The sequence below is a fragment of the Trinickia sp. genome (assembly GCF_051954495.1).
Classification (GTDB): domain Bacteria; phylum Pseudomonadota; class Gammaproteobacteria; order Burkholderiales; family Burkholderiaceae; genus Trinickia.
This window is the reverse complement of sequence record NZ_JBQCHR010000146.1, coordinates 20,934-40,964: the sequence shown is the minus strand read 5'-3', so window position 1 is coordinate 40,964 and position 20,031 is coordinate 20,934. Positions and strand designations below refer to the sequence as shown.

The 20,031-nt window shown below is 64.1% G+C and carries 17 protein-coding genes; 4 read left to right on the top strand and 13 right to left on the bottom strand.

Annotated features, from left to right (window positions below):
- On the bottom strand, positions 1–388 hold a 388-nt coding region (locus ACTHNR_RS19565; RefSeq protein ID WP_440549315.1), incomplete at its 3' end, for a hypothetical protein.
- 437 nt (positions 389–825) lie between these two features.
- On the opposite strand from ACTHNR_RS19565, the gene ACTHNR_RS19560 reads away from it, so the two are divergent.
- Positions 826–3,549 (top strand): PAS domain-containing protein, encoded by a 2,724-nt coding sequence (locus tag ACTHNR_RS19560; RefSeq protein WP_440549314.1) that lies wholly within the window; start codon positions 826–828, stop codon positions 3,547–3,549.
- Positions 3,550–3,580: 31 nt separating this feature from the next.
- Here the strand turns inward: ACTHNR_RS19560 and ACTHNR_RS19555 are convergent, their stop codons facing one another.
- The gene (locus ACTHNR_RS19555; protein ID WP_440549313.1) at positions 3,581–5,770 is read right to left on the bottom strand and encodes a hypothetical protein; all 2,190 of its coding nucleotides are present in this window, start codon (positions 5,768–5,770) and stop codon (positions 3,581–3,583) included.
- Between the two features lie 305 nt (positions 5,771–6,075).
- On the opposite strand from ACTHNR_RS19555, the gene ACTHNR_RS19550 reads away from it, so the two are divergent.
- Together ACTHNR_RS19550 and ACTHNR_RS19545 are read left to right on the top strand one after the other, a co-directional pair.
- Positions 6,076–6,924, top strand: coding sequence for a hypothetical protein (locus tag ACTHNR_RS19550; RefSeq protein ID WP_440549312.1), 849 nt, complete (start codon positions 6,076–6,078; stop codon positions 6,922–6,924).
- A 372-nt stretch (positions 6,925–7,296) separates the two neighbouring features.
- A complete protein-coding gene (locus ACTHNR_RS19545; protein WP_440549311.1) occupies positions 7,297–7,614 on the top strand; it encodes a hypothetical protein in 318 nt (105 codons plus the stop codon).
- A 248-nt stretch (positions 7,615–7,862) separates the two neighbouring features.
- Here ACTHNR_RS19545 and ACTHNR_RS19540 read toward each other — a convergent pair whose 3' ends face one another.
- The gene (locus tag ACTHNR_RS19540; RefSeq protein WP_102644461.1) at positions 7,863–8,060 is read right to left on the bottom strand and encodes a hypothetical protein; all 198 of its coding nucleotides are present in this window, start codon (positions 8,058–8,060) and stop codon (positions 7,863–7,865) included.
- A 441-nt stretch (positions 8,061–8,501) separates the two neighbouring features.
- Here ACTHNR_RS19540 and ACTHNR_RS19535 point away from each other — a divergent pair, with 441 nt between their 5' ends.
- Entirely contained in the window at positions 8,502–11,210 is a 2,709-nt protein-coding gene (locus ACTHNR_RS19535) for a hypothetical protein (RefSeq protein WP_440549310.1), read from the top strand.
- A 41-nt stretch (positions 11,211–11,251) separates the two neighbouring features.
- On the opposite strand, the gene ACTHNR_RS19530 is transcribed toward ACTHNR_RS19535, so the two are convergent.
- From ACTHNR_RS19530 to sctU, 10 genes are read right to left on the bottom strand one after another with little or no spacing between them, the layout of a single operon-like run.
- Complete coding sequence (locus ACTHNR_RS19530) at positions 11,252–11,707, bottom strand: CesT family type III secretion system chaperone (protein ID WP_440549309.1); 456 nt, start codon at positions 11,705–11,707, stop codon at positions 11,252–11,254.
- A 59-nt stretch (positions 11,708–11,766) separates the two neighbouring features.
- Entirely contained in the window at positions 11,767–12,018 is a 252-nt protein-coding gene (locus tag ACTHNR_RS19525; protein ID WP_440549308.1) for a hypothetical protein, read from the bottom strand.
- A gap of 2 nt (positions 12,019–12,020) precedes the next feature.
- Positions 12,021–13,058 carry an HrpD5 family protein gene (gene hrpD5, locus ACTHNR_RS19520; RefSeq protein WP_440549307.1) on the bottom strand — a complete coding sequence of 346 codons (1,038 nt, stop codon included), beginning with the start codon at positions 13,056–13,058 and terminating at the stop codon, positions 12,021–12,023.
- A 57-nt stretch (positions 13,059–13,115) separates the two neighbouring features.
- Positions 13,116–13,868 carry a hypothetical protein gene (locus ACTHNR_RS19515; RefSeq protein ID WP_440549306.1) on the bottom strand — a complete coding sequence of 251 codons (753 nt, stop codon included), beginning with the start codon at positions 13,866–13,868 and terminating at the stop codon, positions 13,116–13,118.
- Positions 13,865–14,125, bottom strand: a complete 261-nt coding sequence (gene sctS, locus ACTHNR_RS19510; protein WP_102644455.1) for a type III secretion system export apparatus subunit SctS — start codon at positions 14,123–14,125, stop codon at positions 13,865–13,867. Before sctS ends, ACTHNR_RS19515 begins: the two co-directional genes overlap by 4 nt.
- Before the next feature lie 3 nt (positions 14,126–14,128).
- Positions 14,129–14,776, bottom strand: coding sequence for a type III secretion system export apparatus subunit SctR (sctR, locus tag ACTHNR_RS19505; RefSeq protein ID WP_440537618.1), 648 nt, complete (start codon positions 14,774–14,776; stop codon positions 14,129–14,131).
- The gene (locus tag ACTHNR_RS19500) at positions 14,760–15,824 is read right to left on the bottom strand and encodes a FliM/FliN family flagellar motor switch protein (RefSeq protein WP_440549305.1); all 1,065 of its coding nucleotides are present in this window, start codon (positions 15,822–15,824) and stop codon (positions 14,760–14,762) included. The genes sctR and ACTHNR_RS19500 overlap by 17 nt, the downstream gene beginning before the upstream one ends.
- 18 nt (positions 15,825–15,842) lie before the next feature.
- Positions 15,843–16,604 carry a type III secretion system protein SctP gene (gene sctP / locus ACTHNR_RS19495; RefSeq protein WP_440549304.1) on the bottom strand — a complete coding sequence of 254 codons (762 nt, stop codon included), beginning with the start codon at positions 16,602–16,604 and terminating at the stop codon, positions 15,843–15,845.
- 17 nt (positions 16,605–16,621) lie between these two features.
- Positions 16,622–18,682: a type III secretion system export apparatus subunit SctV gene (gene sctV / locus ACTHNR_RS19490; RefSeq protein ID WP_440549303.1), complete on the bottom strand. Its 2,061-nt coding sequence runs from the start codon at positions 18,680–18,682 to the stop codon at positions 16,622–16,624.
- Positions 18,679–19,794, bottom strand: a complete 1,116-nt coding sequence (gene sctU, locus ACTHNR_RS19485; RefSeq protein ID WP_440549302.1) for a type III secretion system export apparatus subunit SctU — start codon at positions 19,792–19,794, stop codon at positions 18,679–18,681. Before sctU ends, sctV begins: the two co-directional genes overlap by 4 nt.
- Positions 19,795–20,031 lie beyond the last annotated feature (237 nt).

Genomic DNA, 20,031 nt, shown 5'->3' with positions numbered 1-20,031 from the left:
TTGAAACCCCGCCCTTCAGGGCGGTGAGCTGGGACCCCGGCCTGAAGGCCGGGGTTTCAGCGATTCTTTGGGAGGGGTGCAAACCCCTTCCAAAAGTGTTCAGCCAAACCGGCCTGAAGGCCGGTTGTGGACAGTTGCTCGTTTGGAAGCCGCCGTTGAGGGTCGTGGAAGTGGCGAGTCCACCTGAGTTGACGGTCTGTATGTTGCCGCCTCCGAGCGTGAGGCCGGTGCACGACGAAGGGCAGGAGTACTGCGCGAGTGCCGATTGAACGAGCAGGCCGCGGGCAGCGATCGAAGCGAGCAGGAAGGTCAGTAGTTTCGACAACCTCCCGCGTTGCGGGTTGAACTCATGGGCGCCGGACTTGCCATGAACGAAACTCGGTTTCATGCCCGTGCTCCTCCGATATCGTTTTTTCTTGCCGCACCGGCGCCGCATGGGAATAATATGACGATTACGAGCCCTGTGTAGGCGGTGTAATTACGGGTTGCAACGCTGCTGCAACGCCGCATCCGGCGGCGAGCGCTTTTCGTGCCAGAGGTCCATTAGGCTCGCTAGGGGTCTCGCGTTTTCGCTGCGCGCTCGAGCGATCGCGCTACGCGGGCCTTAGGCTGCCAACGCCTGCGGTTTCATCTCGCGCGTCGAGAAAACCGCATGGGGTTTGGCATTAAACCGATCCTGAATTGCTTGCCGGCCGGCAATATTAGGATTTACATACTATGAAACACATTAATACGATTCGTCTAAGCGATCATGGTATCGTTTTGCCAGGCCAGTTTTAGCCGCGCGGCCCCGTGCGCGGCATGCCTGAACTTGGCAGGTAACGCATGAAAAATGCTTCGCGCGAATCGCTGAACGATGTGCAGGCGCTGCGGCGGGAGAACGATGCCTTGCGTGAGGCGCTGCAGGCGCTCGAACGGCAATTGGCTCAACGCGACGAGTGCATCGCTTCCAAAAACGACGTATTGCTCGAAACGGAGCATCGCTTCGAACTGCTCTTCGAGCACTCGGGTGATTTGCTCTTTCTGCTCGAGCCGGCGTCGAACGGGAGGTTGCGATTATTGCGGGTTAACCCCGCCTGCGCGCGATTGTTCGGGGCGCAGGCTGCCGAACTGTCCGGCGTGTTCATCGACGACACGCAACTGAGCGATCTTGCCGACTTCATTCACGGCGCCGCTTGCCGCTGCATGGCTCGGCGCGAAGCGTGCGAGGACGAACGCACGATTGAATTGGCCGACGGATGCCGCGATCTTCACGCGGTGCTGCTGCCGTTGTGCGATGCCTCGGGCCAGGTTCGGCGCATCCTCGGCATGGCGCGCGAAGTCACGGACGATAGGCGCACCGTCTCGCTCGAGTCGATCCGCAACGAACTCGAAGGGCAGTTTCGCAGCCTAGCCGAGAGCAGCTCCGACATCATTTGCCGATACGATCGCGCGTGCCGCCTCGTGTATGCGAATTCAGGGCTGACGGCGCTGATGCGCAGGCCCCTGCAGGACCTTTTGGGCAAGACGCCGAACGAGCATGAACCCGACCTGCGGCTGGCGCGGTATCAAGCATTGCTCCAGCAGACGATCGAAACCGGGAGCCAATGCGACATCGAACTGAAGCTGCCCGATGCGGGGAACGGGCCTCGCTACCATCACATCCGCATTTTCCCGGAGCGCACGTTATACGGCGAGACGATTGGCGCGCTGGCGCTCGGCCGTGACGTCACCGAACGCAAGTTGGCGGAAGATCGGCTGCACGCGAGCGAGCAAGCCTTTCGCGCCGTCGTCGAGCACTCGCCGGATTACATCGCGCGCTACGATCTGAGCTTCCGGCGCATCTACGCGAACCCGGCGCTGCGCTCGCTCACGAAAGATGACGTCGTCGGCAAAACACCCGCGGAAACGGGGGCGTTCGTCGATCCCGTGCATTACATGCGCCGATTGCGAACGGTGGCGGAGACATGTCAACCAGTGACGGAAGAGGTTCGCCTGCGCGATGCCGCCGGGCGGATTCGCTGGGGGCACATTCGCATCGTTCCGGAGTTTACGCCGAGCGGCGAGGTGGCGAGCGTACTCGCGATTAGCCGTGACGTCGACGATCTGAAGCGTAGCGAGCAGTTGTTCCGCACGTTGACGGAAAACTTCCCCGATATGATCGGCCGATTCGATGCGCAAGGCCGGTATTTGTACGTGAATCCGGCTGTGACCAAAGCGTTCGGCATCGAACAGGACGCGATCGTCGGAAGGCCGCTGGGCACGCTGGAGATCGATGGTTCGGCGGAACTGATCGATAGTATTCGGAAGGGCATCGAGCGGACTTTCGCGGAGGGTGTGCCGAACGAATCGGAGGCGCGTTGGTATTCCGGATCCGGCGTACGGGTGTTCGAGCTTCGACATATTCCCGAACACGATTCAGAGGGACATGTCGTGAGCGTACTCGGCGTGGCGCGCGACATCACGTGGCTGCGCGCAATGGAAACCGCGCTGCGCGATAGCGAACGCGCATTCAGAACGCTGGCCGAAAACGCACCGGACCCGATCATTCGATACGATCGCGAGTGCCGCCGTATCTATGTCAACCCGGAATTCGAACGCGTATGCCGCCGCGATGCGGCGGCCCTGCTCGGCAAGAAAGCCGGAAACGTGCTCGATGCCCCCGCTGCGGTCTCGCGCCGATTCCGCGATAAGCTGCGGGCCGTCATGAGATCCGGCGTGGGGGCCAAGTTCGAAATGAATTGGGAGACGCCCACCAAGCCGCAATGCTGGTCCGTGCAGCTCGTACCCGAGTATGACGCCCACGGACAGGTGCAGAGCGGGCTGACGATCTGGCGGGACATCTCCGATCGCAAGGAAGTGGAGCAGCGCCTGCGCGAGTCTTACGACATCCTGCGCGAGCTGACTTCACGGCGCGAGACCGCGCGCGAGGAAGAGCGCAAGCGCATTGCGCGCGAATTGCACGACGAACTCGGGCAGCAATTGACGGCTTTGCGCATGGGCGCATCGACACTTCGTATCCGATTCGGACCGGACAATCCCGAGCTGACCGAACAAGTGCAGAAGCTGCTGGAGCTGGCGGATCAAACGATGCAAGTCGTCCGCGATGCGGTGTCCTCGCTGCGTCCGGGCGCGCTCGACGCGGGCATCGCGGCCGCCCTCGAATGGCTGACCGCTGAATTTTCTCGGGGCACCCAGATCGGCCACTCGCTATCGGTGCCCGACGAGACGCTGCCTCTGGCCGAGGAGCGCGCGATCGCGCTGTTCCGCATCGTTCAGGAATCGCTGACGAACGTCGCGCGCCATGCGCGGGCTCGTCATGTATGCGTCACGCTCGAGCGCGTCGGCAACGATTGTCTTCTGCAGGTGCGCGACGACGGCTGCGGATTCGATCCGGTGGCGACACGCAAGCGATCGTTCGGGCTTGCCGGCATGAAGGAACGAATGCTGATGCTCGGCGGCAACATCGATATCGTGAGCGCGCCGGGTAAAGGAACGACGATCAAAGTCGAGCTGCCGATCGGGCAAGCGAACGATGCCGCCGTCGACCGTGTTGCCGAGCGGGCCTAGGGCGCGCCGCCAAGGTCCCGTCGAGCGCGCCTCAAGCCGTACGGGCGAATGCGCGCAACTCGCCGAGCAAGGCGGCATCGATCTTGCCGCGATGCACGGATCCCAAGGCGTTCGCCATTTGTTCCCATCGGGCGCCGAGCCGTCGATGGGCCTCCGTTTTGACGTGGATGGCCGCGAGTCTCCTGAACGGTACCGTGCCTGCCGTTGCAGCATCCATGAGTTCGGCCGTGTGCAAATGCACGAACAGCGGGCGCGCCGCCTCGCCGCTCGCCAGCGGCTTCGGCTGGATCGTCATTTCGAAGAGCGTGCCTTTGTCTTCCACGTCGCCGGTGGACCGTAGTCGGAGCGGGGCGCCGACGCGTTCAATTTGATTCAATTGCAACAGTCGCTTCAAGTGCTTGGCTTTCGGACAGGCGAGTGCCTTGAGTGCGTCCGATTCCACCGTGGCGATATGTTGGTGAATCACCGTCAGCGCATCGAGCCGGTCTGTCAGCTGCTCGATCCGCGCGGGGGCGGCAGACGCGCCCGTCGTTGCGCGCCGCAATGTCTTGCGAACGTTGTCGATGTCGCCCAGCCAGCTTTGCACGGCATTGCGTGCGTACTGCGCGGATTCGATGGGGTCGAACGACGCACCGCGCAATTGCTCCAGCGTGCTCGAATCTTTTCCTAGCGCACGGGCCATCGATACGACATCGCCGTCGACGCTGCGCGCCAGATCGCGGTAGCTGATTCGCGGCGCCGGAGCCGGTTCTTGCGTGACTGTCGGGCGTCTGCTCGGGACGGTGCGCTCGGCAGCTTGTTCGTGCGCGGTCGAGGCCGCAGGCGCCCGTGCGCGCTGGCGCGATGCGGCCGCCGTTTGGCGTCCCTGGCCCGCATCCCCGGACGAGGCGGCGCGCGCGTCTTCGGCGTTCGGCGTTGGTCGCGCCTGGGGCGTCTCGGCCGGCGCGGCCGGTGCGGCCGAAATGGACGACGATGCGGCCGCCCCCGGACGCGCTTCGTCACGCACCTGGCGCAAGTAAGCGCCATACGTCTGGAAGGCGCCGGCCGCTTCGAGCGCGCAGCGCCACAGAGGCGAGTCGTCGTTCACATCGATTCGGGAGGCCGCTTCGATACATAGCTGCTCGCTCAGCGCATCGACGCCGTCCAGATAGGCCGACGCCACCACCTTCGCATTGGCGAGTTGCTTTGCATCGACCTCTTGGGCCCGATCGATGACATGCCATGCCTCGTGCACGGCCGGCACGTCGCCGACCGCTTGGATCGATCTGGCATTCATTCGCCCCATGATGCCGTCGAGCGAAGTGCCCATCACCTCGAGCCGTGCGATGTGCAGTTGGATCGAAAGGCTATTGAAGTCGCGTGTGACGGATTGCGCGACGACCTTCGAGAGTCGTGCGAGTTCGTGCAGGGCGTCGTGTGGCGCGCCTTGCGCTTGCGGGCGCGGAAAGGCGTCGACGATGTGTTCGTATCGGGCGAGTTTCCCGCGCGCGTCGGACAGCATCTGTAGCCCGAGCGTGATGAGGGTCGCTTGCGCCGGAGGCGATGCTGAACGCGCATGCTGTTGCGCGCGCTCCGGTTGATGCGAGGGCCCAGCGGTTGCGCCGGCGGCGGACACGTTCTGCGCGCCGGAATCGTCCTTCGGCATACGTCTGTTGTCGACGGTCATGCCATTGCTTTGCCATTGCTGCATTTGGTCGCTCAGCGCGAGAATGCCCGATTCGGCCGCTTGCAGCAGGTATCGATTCAACTGCGCCTTGATCGCCTCGTAGCCTTGCGGTGGCTCGAAATTCAACGCGTTCGCGCTGTCGAGCGCTTGCAGGCCGCGATGTAGCTCGGCGATGAGGGCATCGGCTGAAGCGAGCGTTGCTTGCACATCGACATGTCCCCCCAAGGCCCGGAGCAGTTGCCACTGACTGCCGTGCCGTTGAGCAATTTCGACCGCCGCGACGTATTCGACGATTTGCGCTTGCTCGCTTTGTGTCACCGTGCGGTGGCGAGGCAGCGCCGCGACGCGAGCGCGGCGTTCGGGCGCGGACGATGCCGCGGCGGCTCGACGCCCCTGCAATCGGTTCAACGCTTCGGGGCGGGCGGGCGAGTTCGGTTCGCCCGCGCGGGAGTGGCCGGCTGTTGTGGCGGCCGGCGGGGGCGTGCCGGATGACGATGCGTTGCTCGGGTCTCCGGACGGCGTGTGGCGCGTGTGGCCGATTCGATCGTTAGACATGCCGCGCAGTATCGAACGGCGATGAACCGAGGCTGCGAGCGCAAGGCGAAATTCACGGGCCGCGAGCGAAACGGTGGAACGGTGATGCGTTCACGTACTGCGGGGGCTGTCCTACAGGCTTCGACAATTCGTCGTTGGCAAGGGCTTTTCGCTGCAAGCAGCGCTATCGATCGACGGGTGTCGATATCGTCCCGACAGAGCGACACGTTCGCCTGCCACTTCGGCGAACGGGGATCCATCGCGCTGCTCCCGCGAAAGGCCGGCCGTGCGAACACGTGACGGCCATATCCACCATCGAGGCCCTCATGAACGTGAATGTTTCCAGCAACAGCCAAGTCAATACCGATCAGCTCGGCAATTCCGATTCCAAAACCAAGTCGACGTCCGGCGGCGCGGGCATTACCGCCGACTACGAGGCGCTTTACGAGTCGGCGATGACGTCGCTCGAGAAAATGCTGCAGTCGGTGCTGGGTGATTTGTCGAAAATCGGTTCCGCTCCCGACACGGGCGCTTCCGACGCCGGCGCTCCGGCGCAGGGCACGCAAGCAGCCGATCCGACGCAGCAGGCGGCTCCCAGCATGACCGCGCAGAGCGCAGCCGGGGCCTTGGCCGCTTTCATGCATGAGCACAACGTCAACACGCTCAATCCCGACCAGCTTTATCAACTGGCCTATAAGCCGGCCGCGGGGACGCCTCCTGAAGTGTCGCAGGCCGCCAAGTTCATGCTGCAGAACCCCGACGCGTTCAATCAGATCGAGACACACGACGTGGCCGGCTCGGATGGCATTGCGGGCGTAAACGACTTCGATTGGGCCGCACAAGGCGGATTGGCCGCCTCGGGCGGCGCCCAAAAGGGGACGTCCGCAGGCGATCGAAGCGCGTTCGCTGGCGGGATTCAAGGCGCCTCGGGCGCGATCGCCGCGTTCATGAACGCGCATTCGATCGCTACCCTGACGCCGAGCAAGCTCTACCAACTCGCCTTCAATCCGCCCGCAGGCACGCCGTCGACGGTGTCGAAAGCAGCGAAGTTCATGCTCGCGAACCCGGATGCCTACAACCGTATTGAAACGCACGACGTGGCCGGTTCCGACGGGATCGCCGGTGTGAACGACTTCGACTGGGCAGCGCAAGGCGGCCTCGATCAGAAGAAGTAAGCGAAAACGGCCCGCTCGGCTTTCAGGCAACAGTGCCTGCGTCGAGCGGGTTCGTATCCGCATGGCGGCGCGCCGTCGCTGGACCGAGCGCGCGACCCATCCTGCCTCGATCGATCGGATCGATACGACCTCATGTGATACCGAATGCCTACCCCCATCAATCGACTCGCACTCGCCTCCCACGCCAACGCGTCCGCTGAACGATCCGGCGAGCGGCCGCGACTGTCCGCCCATGCGCCGTCGGCGGGGACCAAGCGTTCCGCCGCAGCCGCGGAACTCGATGCGTTGCAGCCTCGAATTTCGGCGGATGCCTCGGGCGCTTCCGCTGCGGCGCCATCGCCGGGGCCGGCTAGCAAGCGCCCAAGACTGGCGATGCAAGCGCTATCGCGTCTGTCCGCGCGGCCATCCGTGGACGCAGGGGCGGCTCGGTTGCAGCCGAACAGTCATTCACAGCACGATGACGTAGAGCCCGAGGCGATCAAACCGTCCGTGCTGGGGCGGCACTTCAATGCTCACGAAAGCCACCGATTGGAGGACATCATTCATCGGTTGAACAACCTGCATCACGAGTACGGTTCGGAATTGACGCCGAAATCGGTGGAGCAATTGAAGCGTGAAATTAGCGAATTGCATCAGATCGCGAAGATGGTTCTCGATATCAAGAAACGCTTGATGAGGAAGGTGAAATGATAAAACCGACTTTGGTGGTTTTTTAATTTGATGCAATGTCGTGCTTGATTAAAGCGCAAATCGCAATTGAAATTAACGCCGGGAAATAGGAGGTGAGACGAGAAGGCGGGAGATTTAAGAGGGGAAAGTGACGATTTCGCTATCAAGGCGCGAGCCGCGAAGGCTGGAACCTGTACTGCCGGTACGACACAGCGCAAAAAGGGTGCGCCCCGCGCGGCGCGAGGGCACACCTAAGCGCTGCTAGTGCATTAGCCTTGCGTCAAGCTCTTGGCATTCTTCGGGCCCGACTCAGCCAGCTGGTCCTTCGTCATGTCATTGTTGATCGCGTTTTCGAGCTGCGTTGCGTAGTCTTGCAGCGCGATGCTTTCCGCGGTGTTCTTGCCCCAATCAGCTGCAGCTGCTGCGTTTGCACCGGATCCAACCGACGACGGAACGGAAAATGCCATGATCAACTCCTCGATTCAAAGTTAAGCCCTAAACGGGCGGTGATTGCCATGGCTTCGCGGCTGCGAAGTATGGCCGATACGTACTTTCGTACGAATAACAACTTTCGGCTTTCGAGGTTTTCTACTCTGGGCCACGCAATGTTGTCTGCGTTGGATTGAAGTTTGCCTATGTTCAAAAGGCCAATTTCGTATGAGAACGAATTTTCTGGGACGATAGCGAATCGACGATGTGAGGAATAGACCGCGGTTCGATTCGAGGATCCAGTATCGAAAAGATATCGCGTCGGTTTCGCTTCGATGAGTTCGATTTCGTCGTATTGGCGGGTGTGCGATATCGATGCGCAATACGCTTTTGATTTCCTTGGCCTCCATCGGTGCTCGCGTAACGGTCGATTCTTCGGGCGACGCACGGACGATGGTCGAGGGCTAACGGAGGCAGTCATGGATATCAACCGAACGCATGCTTCGAGCGCGCAGAGCGAACCGCAATCGCCAAGCGAGGAATCGCGCAGTCCCGCTCGTGCCGCACCATCCAACCCACCGGCGGCGACGGAAGAGCCGGGAGGCGCGTTGGCGTCACTCGCCGGTCGCCGGCGATCGCGCTCGCCCGATGCGGATGAAGTATCCGAGCAGCCCGATGCGGCTACCGGTGCGCAGCCGCCGCGCAAGAAGCTTCGCACGGCACACGGCGTACGCTTCGCGGAGCCTGCGCGCGAGGGAGCCGCGAGCGGCTCGGGGCCGTCTTCGTCGCAGCCCATGGCACGCCAGCAAGCGATGCCGCGGCATGAGGCCGAGGATCCGGAGCAGCGCGACATCAACGAACAGATCGCGCGAAATCAGCGCGCGCTGATCGATCGCTTACATGTGGAGCGGCAACCCGCGGCAGCGTTCATGCGGCAGGATTGGTTTTTGGCGGAAGCTGGGCAGCATTTGACGCCTTCCGACCAGCACACGTTGTTGAACGACGTCCTGCATCTGCCCGAAGAAGCGCGTGTGGAATTCGCGCGGTTGCTACCGTCGGGGCTCGCCGGCGCCTACCTGTCGCGCGACGAACAAGCGCTCGCTCATGCGCTCGGCGGCGGTTCGCCCGATGTGGTCGTGAGACGCGCCGGCTGGCTGATGCGCGCTGGTCTCGCGGGCAGGCATTTCCCCGGGGCGCTGCGATCGGAGTTGATGTCGCGCACCATCGAGCAGGCCGAGGCGGATCTTCGCGCGCACTTCGAGCATGGCGGACCGAGCGCACAGGCCAACGCGGTACTCGATCTGGTGGCATCGGCGTTGTTCGCCCCGGCGCTGGAAGATGCCCACCGTTTCGCACAGCTAGCCTTGCAGCCGCAGTATTTTCGTGCGCTGCCCGATAGCCAGCGGGCAAGCGCACTCTCGTTGCTTTGCCACGGTTTGCTCTCCGCCAATGCGTTTGCGTGGATCGCGCTTTCTTCGACCGCGGGCGGCGCGGCGGCCGGCGACGAGCACGACGTCAATGCGGCGCGCGTCGCCGCTTTCGCGGCGGTCCATCGAAACGCGCTTGCCGAGATCATGCCGATGGTGCTCGAGACCGCCCGCGGGATAGCATCGATGACGTCGAGTGCCGCGCACGGCATCTTGTTTGCCGCGTCGCAGATGGCGGGGCGCGGTATGCCGGATGTGGATGCCCAGCGCGCGTTGCTGGATCTCTACGATCATCTACTTGCTCACGTTGAAGGGCCCGAGCGAGACCAGGCCTATACGGGCCTCTCGACGATGATTTCGGCATTGGGCGAGCCCGGGCTTCGACGTCGCGCATTCAATCTCGTCACGGGGCATCGTCCGGGTGCTGCTCGCGCGAGCGACTGGCTCGCTCACCTGGACCCGTCGACGAGAACCGGAGTGCTGCTGACCGTGATCTATCAACTGAATACGCTCGACGACGAATTGCGCGACGACGCGTTTGGTTTGCTGCTCGATCAAACGGCGCCGGGCACGATCGAGCAGTTTCCGGGGGACGCACGGCAACGGCTGCTCGAACAGGCGCGCGAGCTCGATGCGCCGCCGGGCGACAACTTGAGGTTGCTCGCCGTCGTCGGGCGCCTGCTCGACCACGCGCCGGTCAACGACATCGTGCAATCGTTGGAGGTCCTGTTCGGGCACGCGAACGAAGCGGTCGAAGACGATGCGCTCGAACAGGCGGTATGGCAGCAGTGGGACAGATTCCTCCCGCAGCTTCCAGCCGACGCCAGCGCGCACTTGCTGGCGCATGCGGTCGCCGTCGATCCGGCGTACATGCCGTTCGCCATGCGCCGCTTCGTTAGTGTGGACGCAAGCCGGTTGCACGCCATGCTCGGGGCACTGAACGACCCGCGAAGCGCACCGATGGCGAGCGATCTCGTCGAACGCGGCACGGACGAACCGGACGCGCTCCATGCGACCTTGCAGACCATTCTTGCGGAACTGCCGCCGGCGCAGCGTGCCGCGGCCGCGTCATCGATCGCTCAAGTGCTTGTCTGGTCCGCGACCGCGATGCCCGAGCCGGCGCGTCCTCAGGCCGTCAGAAACAGTGTGAGGGAAGCGGTGCGCATCCTCAACGATACGCCGGCGCAGGCGCGCGCCGCGGTGCTCGCCGCCTACCTGCGCCCCGAACCCGCGCAGCGGGTCGGCCCCGTGGCCTACCAGTACCTGGCCAACGCAATGTTCTCGGGCAATGCGCAGCAGTTTCACCGCTGGCTCGACGCCGTGCCCGTAAGCGAGAGGTTATCGATCGCGGTCGGCGTTGCACGCTTGCTTCCCTCCGCACGGGGGCAAGCGGCGGCCGCTCGCGCCGTGACGGTCGTCGAGGGGCTCTACCCGCGATCGCTCCAATCGTGGAGCGATCATCACGCGCTGGTGGGGGCGTTGACGGACGCCCTCGCGCGCTGGCCCGCGACGTTCGACGTCGAACGTCTGCGGATCGGCGCCATGATCGAACATGGCATTCGCGCGCTCCCGCCGGGCGCCGAGCACGCACAAGCGCTGCTCCAACTCGCCGCGATGGCGCGACAGCTTCCGCAGGGGGCTTCGTCCAGCAGCGAAGCGACACCCGGCACCCATGCATGGGCGATGCAGTTGATCCAATTGGAACTCGGTCGCACCGACGACGCAACGCGTGAGCGCGTCCTGGGCGAAGCGGGGGAATAAAGGCGGGGCGTGAGCGCGGTCGCGAGGGGCGCGGCCGCGCCCTACGCGCGAATCCAAATATAGTCGCCGTTGGCGAGATGGCGGAACATCTCGTCGTCGGAAAGCAGAATGTTTTCGCGCCAGTACCGCCCATGCTCGACATAATGCTCGATCAATTCGACCAACCATTGTCCGTCGGTGTTGGGCTCGAGCACGGCGCGCACGACGAGCACCACACCTCCGGTATTGGCTTCGACGCCTAGCTGCGCTTGATCCTGCGCGTAGACGGACAGATTGGCCTCGAGCAGCAGCCGAAAAACACGCAGCGTGCGCCCGCCCGACACGACGCCGAATTGGAAATTGACGTAGATCGCCGCGGGGTCTTCCTGGTAGAAATCGATCGCGACATCGAAGTCATCGATGGCGATGACTCCGCGTTCGATGACGAGATCGGCGCTGCCAATTCCTCGCAGGCTGCAGAGCTCCCGAATGAGCTGGTTTCGACGTTCGAGGCTCATAGGGCGGCCGCCTTTCTAGACCGATTGCGACCGCACGGCGGATCGCCGTTGTGCACGCGTCATTCGGGCCGCGCATCGAAGGCGGCGCGGCACAGTTGCGCTGCCGCGCTCAGCCCGTCGGCGACGGTCGTTGCGTGTTGGCGGGCCATCGGATCGGCGAGTTTGACGGCTTGCATGGCGATGCCGGCCGCTGTGCGTTCGAGTCCCGTTGCGGCCAGCGAGAGCGGCCGACGGTCGGAACCGGGGGTGTCCGCCAGCGTGCCGGCCTTGTCGATGGCATCGATCATTTCAGGCGTGATTGCGTCGTACATGATTAACCTCCGTTCGTGTGGCGTGTTTCGGTGTGCGAATCGATGAATTGCTTGGCGCCGTCGCTGGCTTCCACATACTGCAGGGTGTCCACGGCCAGCGCCGATTCGACGTTGGCCGGCGCCGCGAAGCTGTCGTTCAGCGCGAATCGCTGGTCGATGCGCGTGACCATCGGCGCCAAGTCCGTACTCATCCGATCGAGCGTCTCGTGGACGGCCGTCGCGTTTTTGGCCACGCCGGTCACCTCGAATTCGCGGCGTCCGAGATAGCCGACCTTCAGCGCCGGCTCGTGCAGGGATTCGGCCAGGTCGCGCGCGATCTGATCCGCGCACCCCAGCCGCCAGACGATCTTGCCCGGCGCAACTGCTTCCAGCGCGGTGCGCAACGTTGCGTCGTGTGCGCTGTCCGGCACGATGCCGACGACGGCGAAGCGCGCGCCGATCTGCGTGACTGATACGTCCTCCGCATGCAGGCGATCGAGTACGCGCTGCAGCGTAGCCGCTGTGGGGGCCGGGAGCGGCGCTTCGAGTGCGCTCCTTCCGCGCGGGTGGAGGACGGCAGGCAATGCAATGCCGGCGCATCCGATCGCCATCAGTGCGATACCGGCGACCGCCGCCGCATGGAGCCCGCGACGTGCGGCGGCGCCGGGGGCGGGTTCCGATGGCGGCGTCAATTCAAGGCTGGTCGTGATCGCCGGCGGCGCCGATGCGGGACCGGGCGCCGGGGCAGGTGAGGGCGACAACAGTGCCTCCAGCAACTCGATATCCGACGGCCATTGCGCATTGGCGTCGCCCACACACAGCACCACGTTGCCGAAACGATGCGGTTTGAAATCGTCCATGACGACGGCTTCGCCCGAATCGTCGCGGGAAACGATGATCAGGGCGCCGTCCTCGCGTCGGACCACCTGCATGGCGCGCTGGTCCCAGTCGCTGATCTGGATGTCCGATTGCTCGTCGTTTCCGATCACGGTCGGCATCGCGTTCAGCGTCACGCGCGCCCCGGCGTGGCGACCGGTCAGCAAACGTATTTCTTTGGTCATGATCGACTTCCTTTCGATGAAATGCCGCGCGTGGCGCGGCGGCTATTTTTGGGGCGATTAAGCGGCAATACGGCGGCGGCTGAGCAGCGACTTCAAAATGGCGGTACCTCGCGCGCGTTCGTCATCCGTTCGCCGGCGTGTGAGGTTGAGCAGCAACAACGGCAGCAGCAAGTTGGCGGACTGCTGGTGCTGCGGCGCGGCGCCGGCCGGTTTTTCCACCGCCTGCACGAGACGCTCGCGCACCTGCGCGAGCCGGGCCGGCGAAACGAGCTCGCCACCGGGAAGCGCCAAGAAGTCGAGCATCACTTTCATCGGCTCGTAAGTCGAACCGGCGGTCGGCAGCGCGGCGGCCTGCGCCTTGCGTGCATCGAGCAGCGCCTGCTCCGCGTCCTTTCTGGCCGTTTCGGTTTCTTCCGCGCTGCCCGCGCCGCGCAGGAACCGTTTGCCACTTACCCCGCGCACGACCGTGGCGTCTTCTTCGTCCTGCTCGCGCCCGTCGTCGCCGCCGCCCCTTGACCCCGAATGTTCCTGCTGAGAGCGATCGCCCACGCGCATGACGCTTTGCGAGTCCTTTTGCAAATGCTCGGTGAGCATCATCAATAGTTCTTCGCTGGCGCCGGCCTCGTCGATGCCATCCTGCGAATCAGCCCCGCGCCTGCGTTTCATGCGCGAGCGGTTCGTCTTTTGGGCGTGATGCGCATGGTGGTGCCGATGATGCGCCTGTTGCGCCTGTTGGGCGGAGGGGCTTTCGGCATCGCTCGCGTCGCCGACGGGAACGACGCTCGTGCCGGAAACGCGTAGGCGGCTCATGGGAACACCGTGTGCATGACGGATTGCGCGAACTGCAGGATGGCCGATGCGCCCCACGGCGCCGCGACGATGATGACGACGGTCACGACCAGGAACTTCACGCCGTGCGAGATCGTCGCGTCCTGCAGCGACGTGACGGCTTGCAAGAACGCGATTAGCAAGCCCGCGGCGGCCGCGACGCCTACCGCGGGCAGCGATACCAGCAAACACAATGTCAAGGCGTTGGTCGTCAAATGGGTAATCGCATCTGTATCCATACGTCACCTATACGTGGAAACGAGCCCGTGAATCAGCGTGGACCAGCCGTCCATCGATACGAACAGCAAGAGCTTGAAAGGAATGGCCACGTTGGTCGGCGTCACCTGCGAGAGGCCCAATGCCATCAACAGATTCGCCACGATCAGATCGATCACCACGAACGCCAGATAGAGCAGGAAGCCGATCTTGAAGGCGGAGGTCAGCTCCGTCAGCGTGAATGCGGGCGCGAGTACGATGAGGTCGTCGGGCTTGAGCGCCGCGACTTTGTCCGCCGGCCAAATCTGCTGGGCCGAACGCATGAAGAAAGCCTTCTCGCGTTCGTCCGTGTGTTTCAGCAGAAACTGGCGGAACGGTTCGCGCGCCGCATCGAAGATCGGCATGACCTGGCTCGTCGCGCTTTGCTCGCTCGACACCTGCGCGCGATGCATCGCTTCCATGCCGACGGGCGCCATGACGAAACACGTCACGATCATGGCGATGCCGTTGAGCACGGTACTCGGCGGGACTTGCTGCACGCCGAGCGCATTGCGCAGCAGACCGAGCACGACGACGATCTTCGTATACGACGTGACGACCATCGCCGCGAACGGCAGCAAGCCGAACGCCAGCAGCGCGACCAGCAGCGATGCGACATCAAGATTGCCGTTCATCGCTCGCCGCCATTCTTTCGATTTGCACGCCAAGATTCTCGCCGACCGCCACCAGTTTGCCGAAGGCGAGCGTTTGCCCGTAGGAGACGAGCCGCACAGCGGCGTCCTCGAGCGGCAGCGGCAGGTCGAGCACGTAACCGGGTTGCAGCGCGCTCACCTGCGCGAGGCCGAGATTGACACTGAATAGCTCGACGTGGACCGGCATCTCCATCGACGCCACCGGCACCAGGGGTTCGGTCAGCGGGAGGTTAGATGCGCCTTCAAGTGGGTCGAAGTCGTCGGGTTGTGCGGTGTCCAGAGTCACGGGAGTCTCCAAAGTGACGGTGTTCGTATCGACGCTTACCGCGGCACGCAGCTGGCGGCCGCGCGGCGCGCCGATACGCAGCATCGCTCCGGGCAGCGGCTTGCCCGGCACATAGGGGAAAGTCGGCTGCCATCCGAGCAGGATGTCGTTGCGATGCAGGGAGGCCAGCACCTGCGGCGAACAGCGGCGGCTGCGCATTCGGATGGCGCAGGCCAGCGTGAGGCCATCGAGCGTGTCGAGGTTCGCGTTCGCGCGGGGCGGCGTCCAACGGCGTTCGAATTCGGCGGCCAGCGCGGCCGGTAGCTCGAGCACCGCGCAGCGGCATTCGATGTCCGCGGCAATGAACGAAAACAGCAACCCGCGCCGCGTTTCCCCACGCCGAGTTGCCGTGAAGGACCGAACGATGGGCGCCGCCGCGTTGCCGGCATCGAAAGTTGCAAGGAGATCCGCCAGCCACAGATTGGCGAGCGCGGCCGATCGTACCGAGTCGCCATCGTGCGCGATCGTTTGCAGCGCGGTGTGATCGGCGACATCGACGACGAGCGTGACGGGACCGTGCACGGTATCGACGATCAGCGTTGCGCATTGCCCATCGCGCAATTCGCCCATCCCGTGCAGTCGCAGGTCGTGCCGCGCGCCCGGATGAACGGAGCCGCGCACGCCGAGTGCCCGCGCGAGTTGCGCGAGTTCGCTCGGATAGCGCTGCAGCTTGCCGTTGAGCGAGGTCGGGCGGGCTTCGAACATGATCCGGTGATCTCCTTGTCAAACGCTTGATGCGGCGACGTCGACGTCGATGTGTCGGCCTAGCGCATCGGCCAGCCGCACACGCAGCGCGTCGGCGTTATCGGAGATTAATTGCAGCGCTCGCGCGTTCGGCGTTTCAAAGCGAATTGCAATGGACGACGGCGAAAGTTGCAGATGCAAGAGCGTATCGGGCAACACGGCTGGATTCATCGGCAGCGTGACGGCCCACGACGAATCGCCGCCGCCGCCCGACATCGAACAAAATCGCGCGATGCGATCGGCGAGTTCGCGTGTGAGTAGATCGCCATGCGCGGCTACCGCGCAGGCGTGTACGATGTGTCGGCCGAGGACCGTGTCTTGTTCCGGCCGCGGCACACCCACGGCTTGCTTGCCTTGCGTGCGTTGAAGCCGGAGCGTGCGCGGCGCGCTGGTAGACGCGGCTTGCGGGGCAGGGTCGCCGGCGCGTGCCGGCGATGCGGCCTCGCCGCGCGCCTGCGGACCTATGGATTCGCCGCAAATTGCGTCGCCAATCGCGTCGCCGATCGCGCTATCGGCCGAACCTTGCTCCGGCTCGTCTTGCGCGTCGTGATCGGAAGCGCCGCCGCCGTCGGAGGAGTCGAACAGGGGGGCGGCGCCGCTTCCCGACTGCGCCGCCAGCAAGCGGGCGAATTGAGCAGCCGCTCCAGCCGATACGCGGCTCGGGGAAGAACCGGCTGGGGCGTTGGGGAGCGCGGCGGGCAAGATGCGAACGTCCCGCGCGTTGTGCGTGCGATTCGACATGGCGATGTCCCCGATGATCAGAGGCTGAGGCGACCGACCGGCGTGAGATGCGCGTCGGAGCCGAGTTCTTGGAAGGAGTAGACGGGCAGGGCCGGGAAGCGATGCTCGATCATTCGCCTCACATAGCGGCGAATGTCCATGGCGGTGACGATCGCCAGATGCTCGGCCGGCGCGGGGCCGCAGATCCCTTCGAGATGGCCGAGCAGCACATCGATCGTGCTGGGTTCGAGCGCGAGGAAGTTGCCGGCCGGTGTCGGCTTGATCGATTGCCGAATCGTTTGCTCGACGTTCGGATCCAGCACGATGGCGGGAAGCTCGCCCGTGCCGCCCGTCGCGCGGTGCGCGATGAAGCGGCCGATATCGCCTCGGACATACTCGGTCACCATCAGCAGATCCTTTTCCTTCGGCCCCCAGATGATCAGGCTTTCGAGAATCGCGCGCATGTTCCGAATCGGCACGCGCTCTTCGAGCATCCGGCGCAGCACCTCCGCGATGCGCTGTGCCGGCAGTGCTTTCTGCACTTCGGCGACGAGCCCGGGGTACTCGATGCCTGCGCGCTCGAGCAGCCATTGCGTTTCTTGCAAGCCGACGAACAGTTTGGCTTCGGCGCCGAGCTGCGCGATCGCATGCCCCGCGATCAGCGCTTCGCGGCTGACCACCGCATTGGCGGAATCCGGCGGCACTTTGTCGGCATCGATCCAGTAGCTCTGCGCGAGCCCTGCCACATCGCGCCGTTCCTCGCATTGCGGCACTAACGTATCGGGCGCTTCACGCAAGACGGAAAGCCCGGGCGGAAGATCGACGGGCAGCGACGGCACGTCTTGCACGATCAGTTGATAACTGTGCCCCGTCAGTTCCTCGGACACCCATAAGGCTGTGCGCGGAAACGGCAAACCGAGATCGGCGGTCAGTGCCCGGCGGCCCTTTTCGAAGGCGTCGTCGAGCTTTCCGGCGTCGATCAGCGACGCGAGCTGCGGCGAGAAGCGGATCGCGAGCGGGACCGCGAAGGACGGCGCCATTTTCGCGATGGTTGGCGCGCTTTCCTTGGATCCTTCACGCGTGAGCGCCGGCAGCTCGGGGCCGGCGGGCGCATCCGCTTTGCGCTGCTTGCGGGTGAGCGCAAAACCGCCCGCCGCCAGCGCGCCCGCCAATACGACGAACAAGACCGATGGGAATCCGGGCACCAGGGCGAAGCCGCATAGCAAGGCGGCGGCGCTGAATAAGGCGCGTGCGTTCCCCGACAACTGCTCGATGATTTCCGTGCCGAGGGAGCGCGGCTTGCTGTCGTCGTCGGCAACGCGCGTGATCAGCACGCCCGCCGCGACGGAGATCAGCAGCGACGGAATCTGCGACACCATCGCATCGCCGATCGACAGCACGGAAAAACGATTCGCCGCTTCGCCAGCGGTCATGCCGTGGTAGGTCACGCCGATGACGATCCCCGCCAGAATGTTGACCATCGTGATGACGAGCCCGGCGATCGCATCGCCTTTCACGAACTTCATCGCGCCGTCCATCCCGCCGTGCAGCTGGCTCTCCAACGCGAGCAGGGCGCGACGCTTTTGCGCTTGCTCGGCCGTGAGGTTGCCGGCCCGCACATCGGCGTCGATACTCATTTGCTTGCCGGGCATGCCGTCGAGCGTGAAGCGCGCGCCCACCTCCGCCACGCGCTCCGAACCCTTGGCGATGACGATGAACTGCACCGTGGTGATGATCAAAAAGACGACGAGACCGACGACGAGGTTGCCGCCCACGACGAGTTCGCCGAAGCTCTGAATGATGTGGCCCGCTTCGGCCTTCAACAGAATCGACTTCGTCGATGCGATGTTCAGCGAGAGCCGGAACAGCGTGGTGAACAGCAGCAGCGACGGAAACGCCGACAGCGAGGTGGCGTTCGGGATGTACATGGTCACCATCAGCAACACGACGCTGGCCGTGATGTTCACGCCCAGCAGCATATCGATGAGAAACGTCGGCAGCGGAAGGATCATCAACGCGACGACGGCGACGATCACACCGGCGATACCGACCTCGCCGCTGTATTGCGACACTCGTGAAAGCGATGCGGCTCTTGTCATGACGGCAGTCCTTCATTGGGTTGTACGTGCACGCTCATTACGGGGGCGGGGGAGGCGCGGCTGCTCTCGCCCTCGCCCGCTTGCATATCCTCGACCCATGCCAGAACGGCGGCCACGGCCTTGAAGCACGATTCGGGAATCGCGTCTTCGAGCGGCACCAGATAGAGCGTTCGCGCGAGCGGGGGATTGCCGACGATCGGCACGCCGTGGCGTTCGGCCATGCGGCGGATTTCCATCGCATCGGCGTCGACCCCCTTGGCGACCACGCGCGGCAGGTCATACTCGTCGGGCTCGTAGCGCACGGCGACGGCATAGTGCGTCGGGTTCACGATGACGGCGCGCGCGCCGGCGACGGCCTTGTCGGGGTTCTCCTGAACGATCTCGCGCGCGATCTGCTTGCGCTTGCCCTTCAGCTGGGGATCGCCTTCCGAATTTTTGAATTCGCGCTTGACTTCGTCCTTGCTCATTCGGTGATCGCGCATGAACAGCCAGCGTTGAATCCCGTAATCGACCGCACCGAGCACGAGATAGAGCACGCCGCCGACGGCGAACAGACGGCACAGCGACGACCAGGAAATTTCGATGAGATCGGGCACCGGCTCGTAAGCCACGCCGACGATCAGCGGCATGAGCGAGATCAGCGTCTTATAGAGCGCCGCGGCGATGATGACGGCCTTGATCGTCATCTTGATCAGATCGACGAACGAGCGCATCGAGAACATCCGCTTCAGTCCCGATCCGGGGTTGATGGCGTTGAATTTGGGCTCGAGCGGTTTGAACGAAATCACGAAGCCGATTTGCGCGGCCACCGAGGCGATGGCGGCCACCACGGCCACGCCCACGGGAATGGACAGCAGCAGCGCTTCGATGCCGATGCGGGCCATGGCGCGGCGCAGATCCGCATCCGTCGCGCCGGCTGAATGCACGTCGAGTGCGATGCGCAGCAGCGCACTCAGGTGCTCCCCCATCGCTGGGCCCGCCAGCGATAAGCCGAGCGCCGATGCGAGCAGCAGCATCGCAAACGACAAATCGGGGCTCTTGATCGTCTCGCCGTCCTGACGCGCGTCTCTGAGCTTCTTTTCGGTCGGCTCTTCGGTTTTCTCGTCGGACATGGGGGGCTCGCTGGTAGACCATCAATTCATCGATCGAATTGGCGGCGAGTGTCGCCCGGCGCCGCCGCGCCCGCGTTCGCGTACGACGAAACAGCGCGCCATCGAACGAAATCGCGACCTGTGATTCGTTGCCGGGTGAGGAAATTCGCCGGGTGCGCCGCGGTAGGCGGATCAATCCCGTTACGTTACGTGGCATCGGCGGCGCGCCTTTCGTGTCGGCCGTTTCGGGCGGTCAGC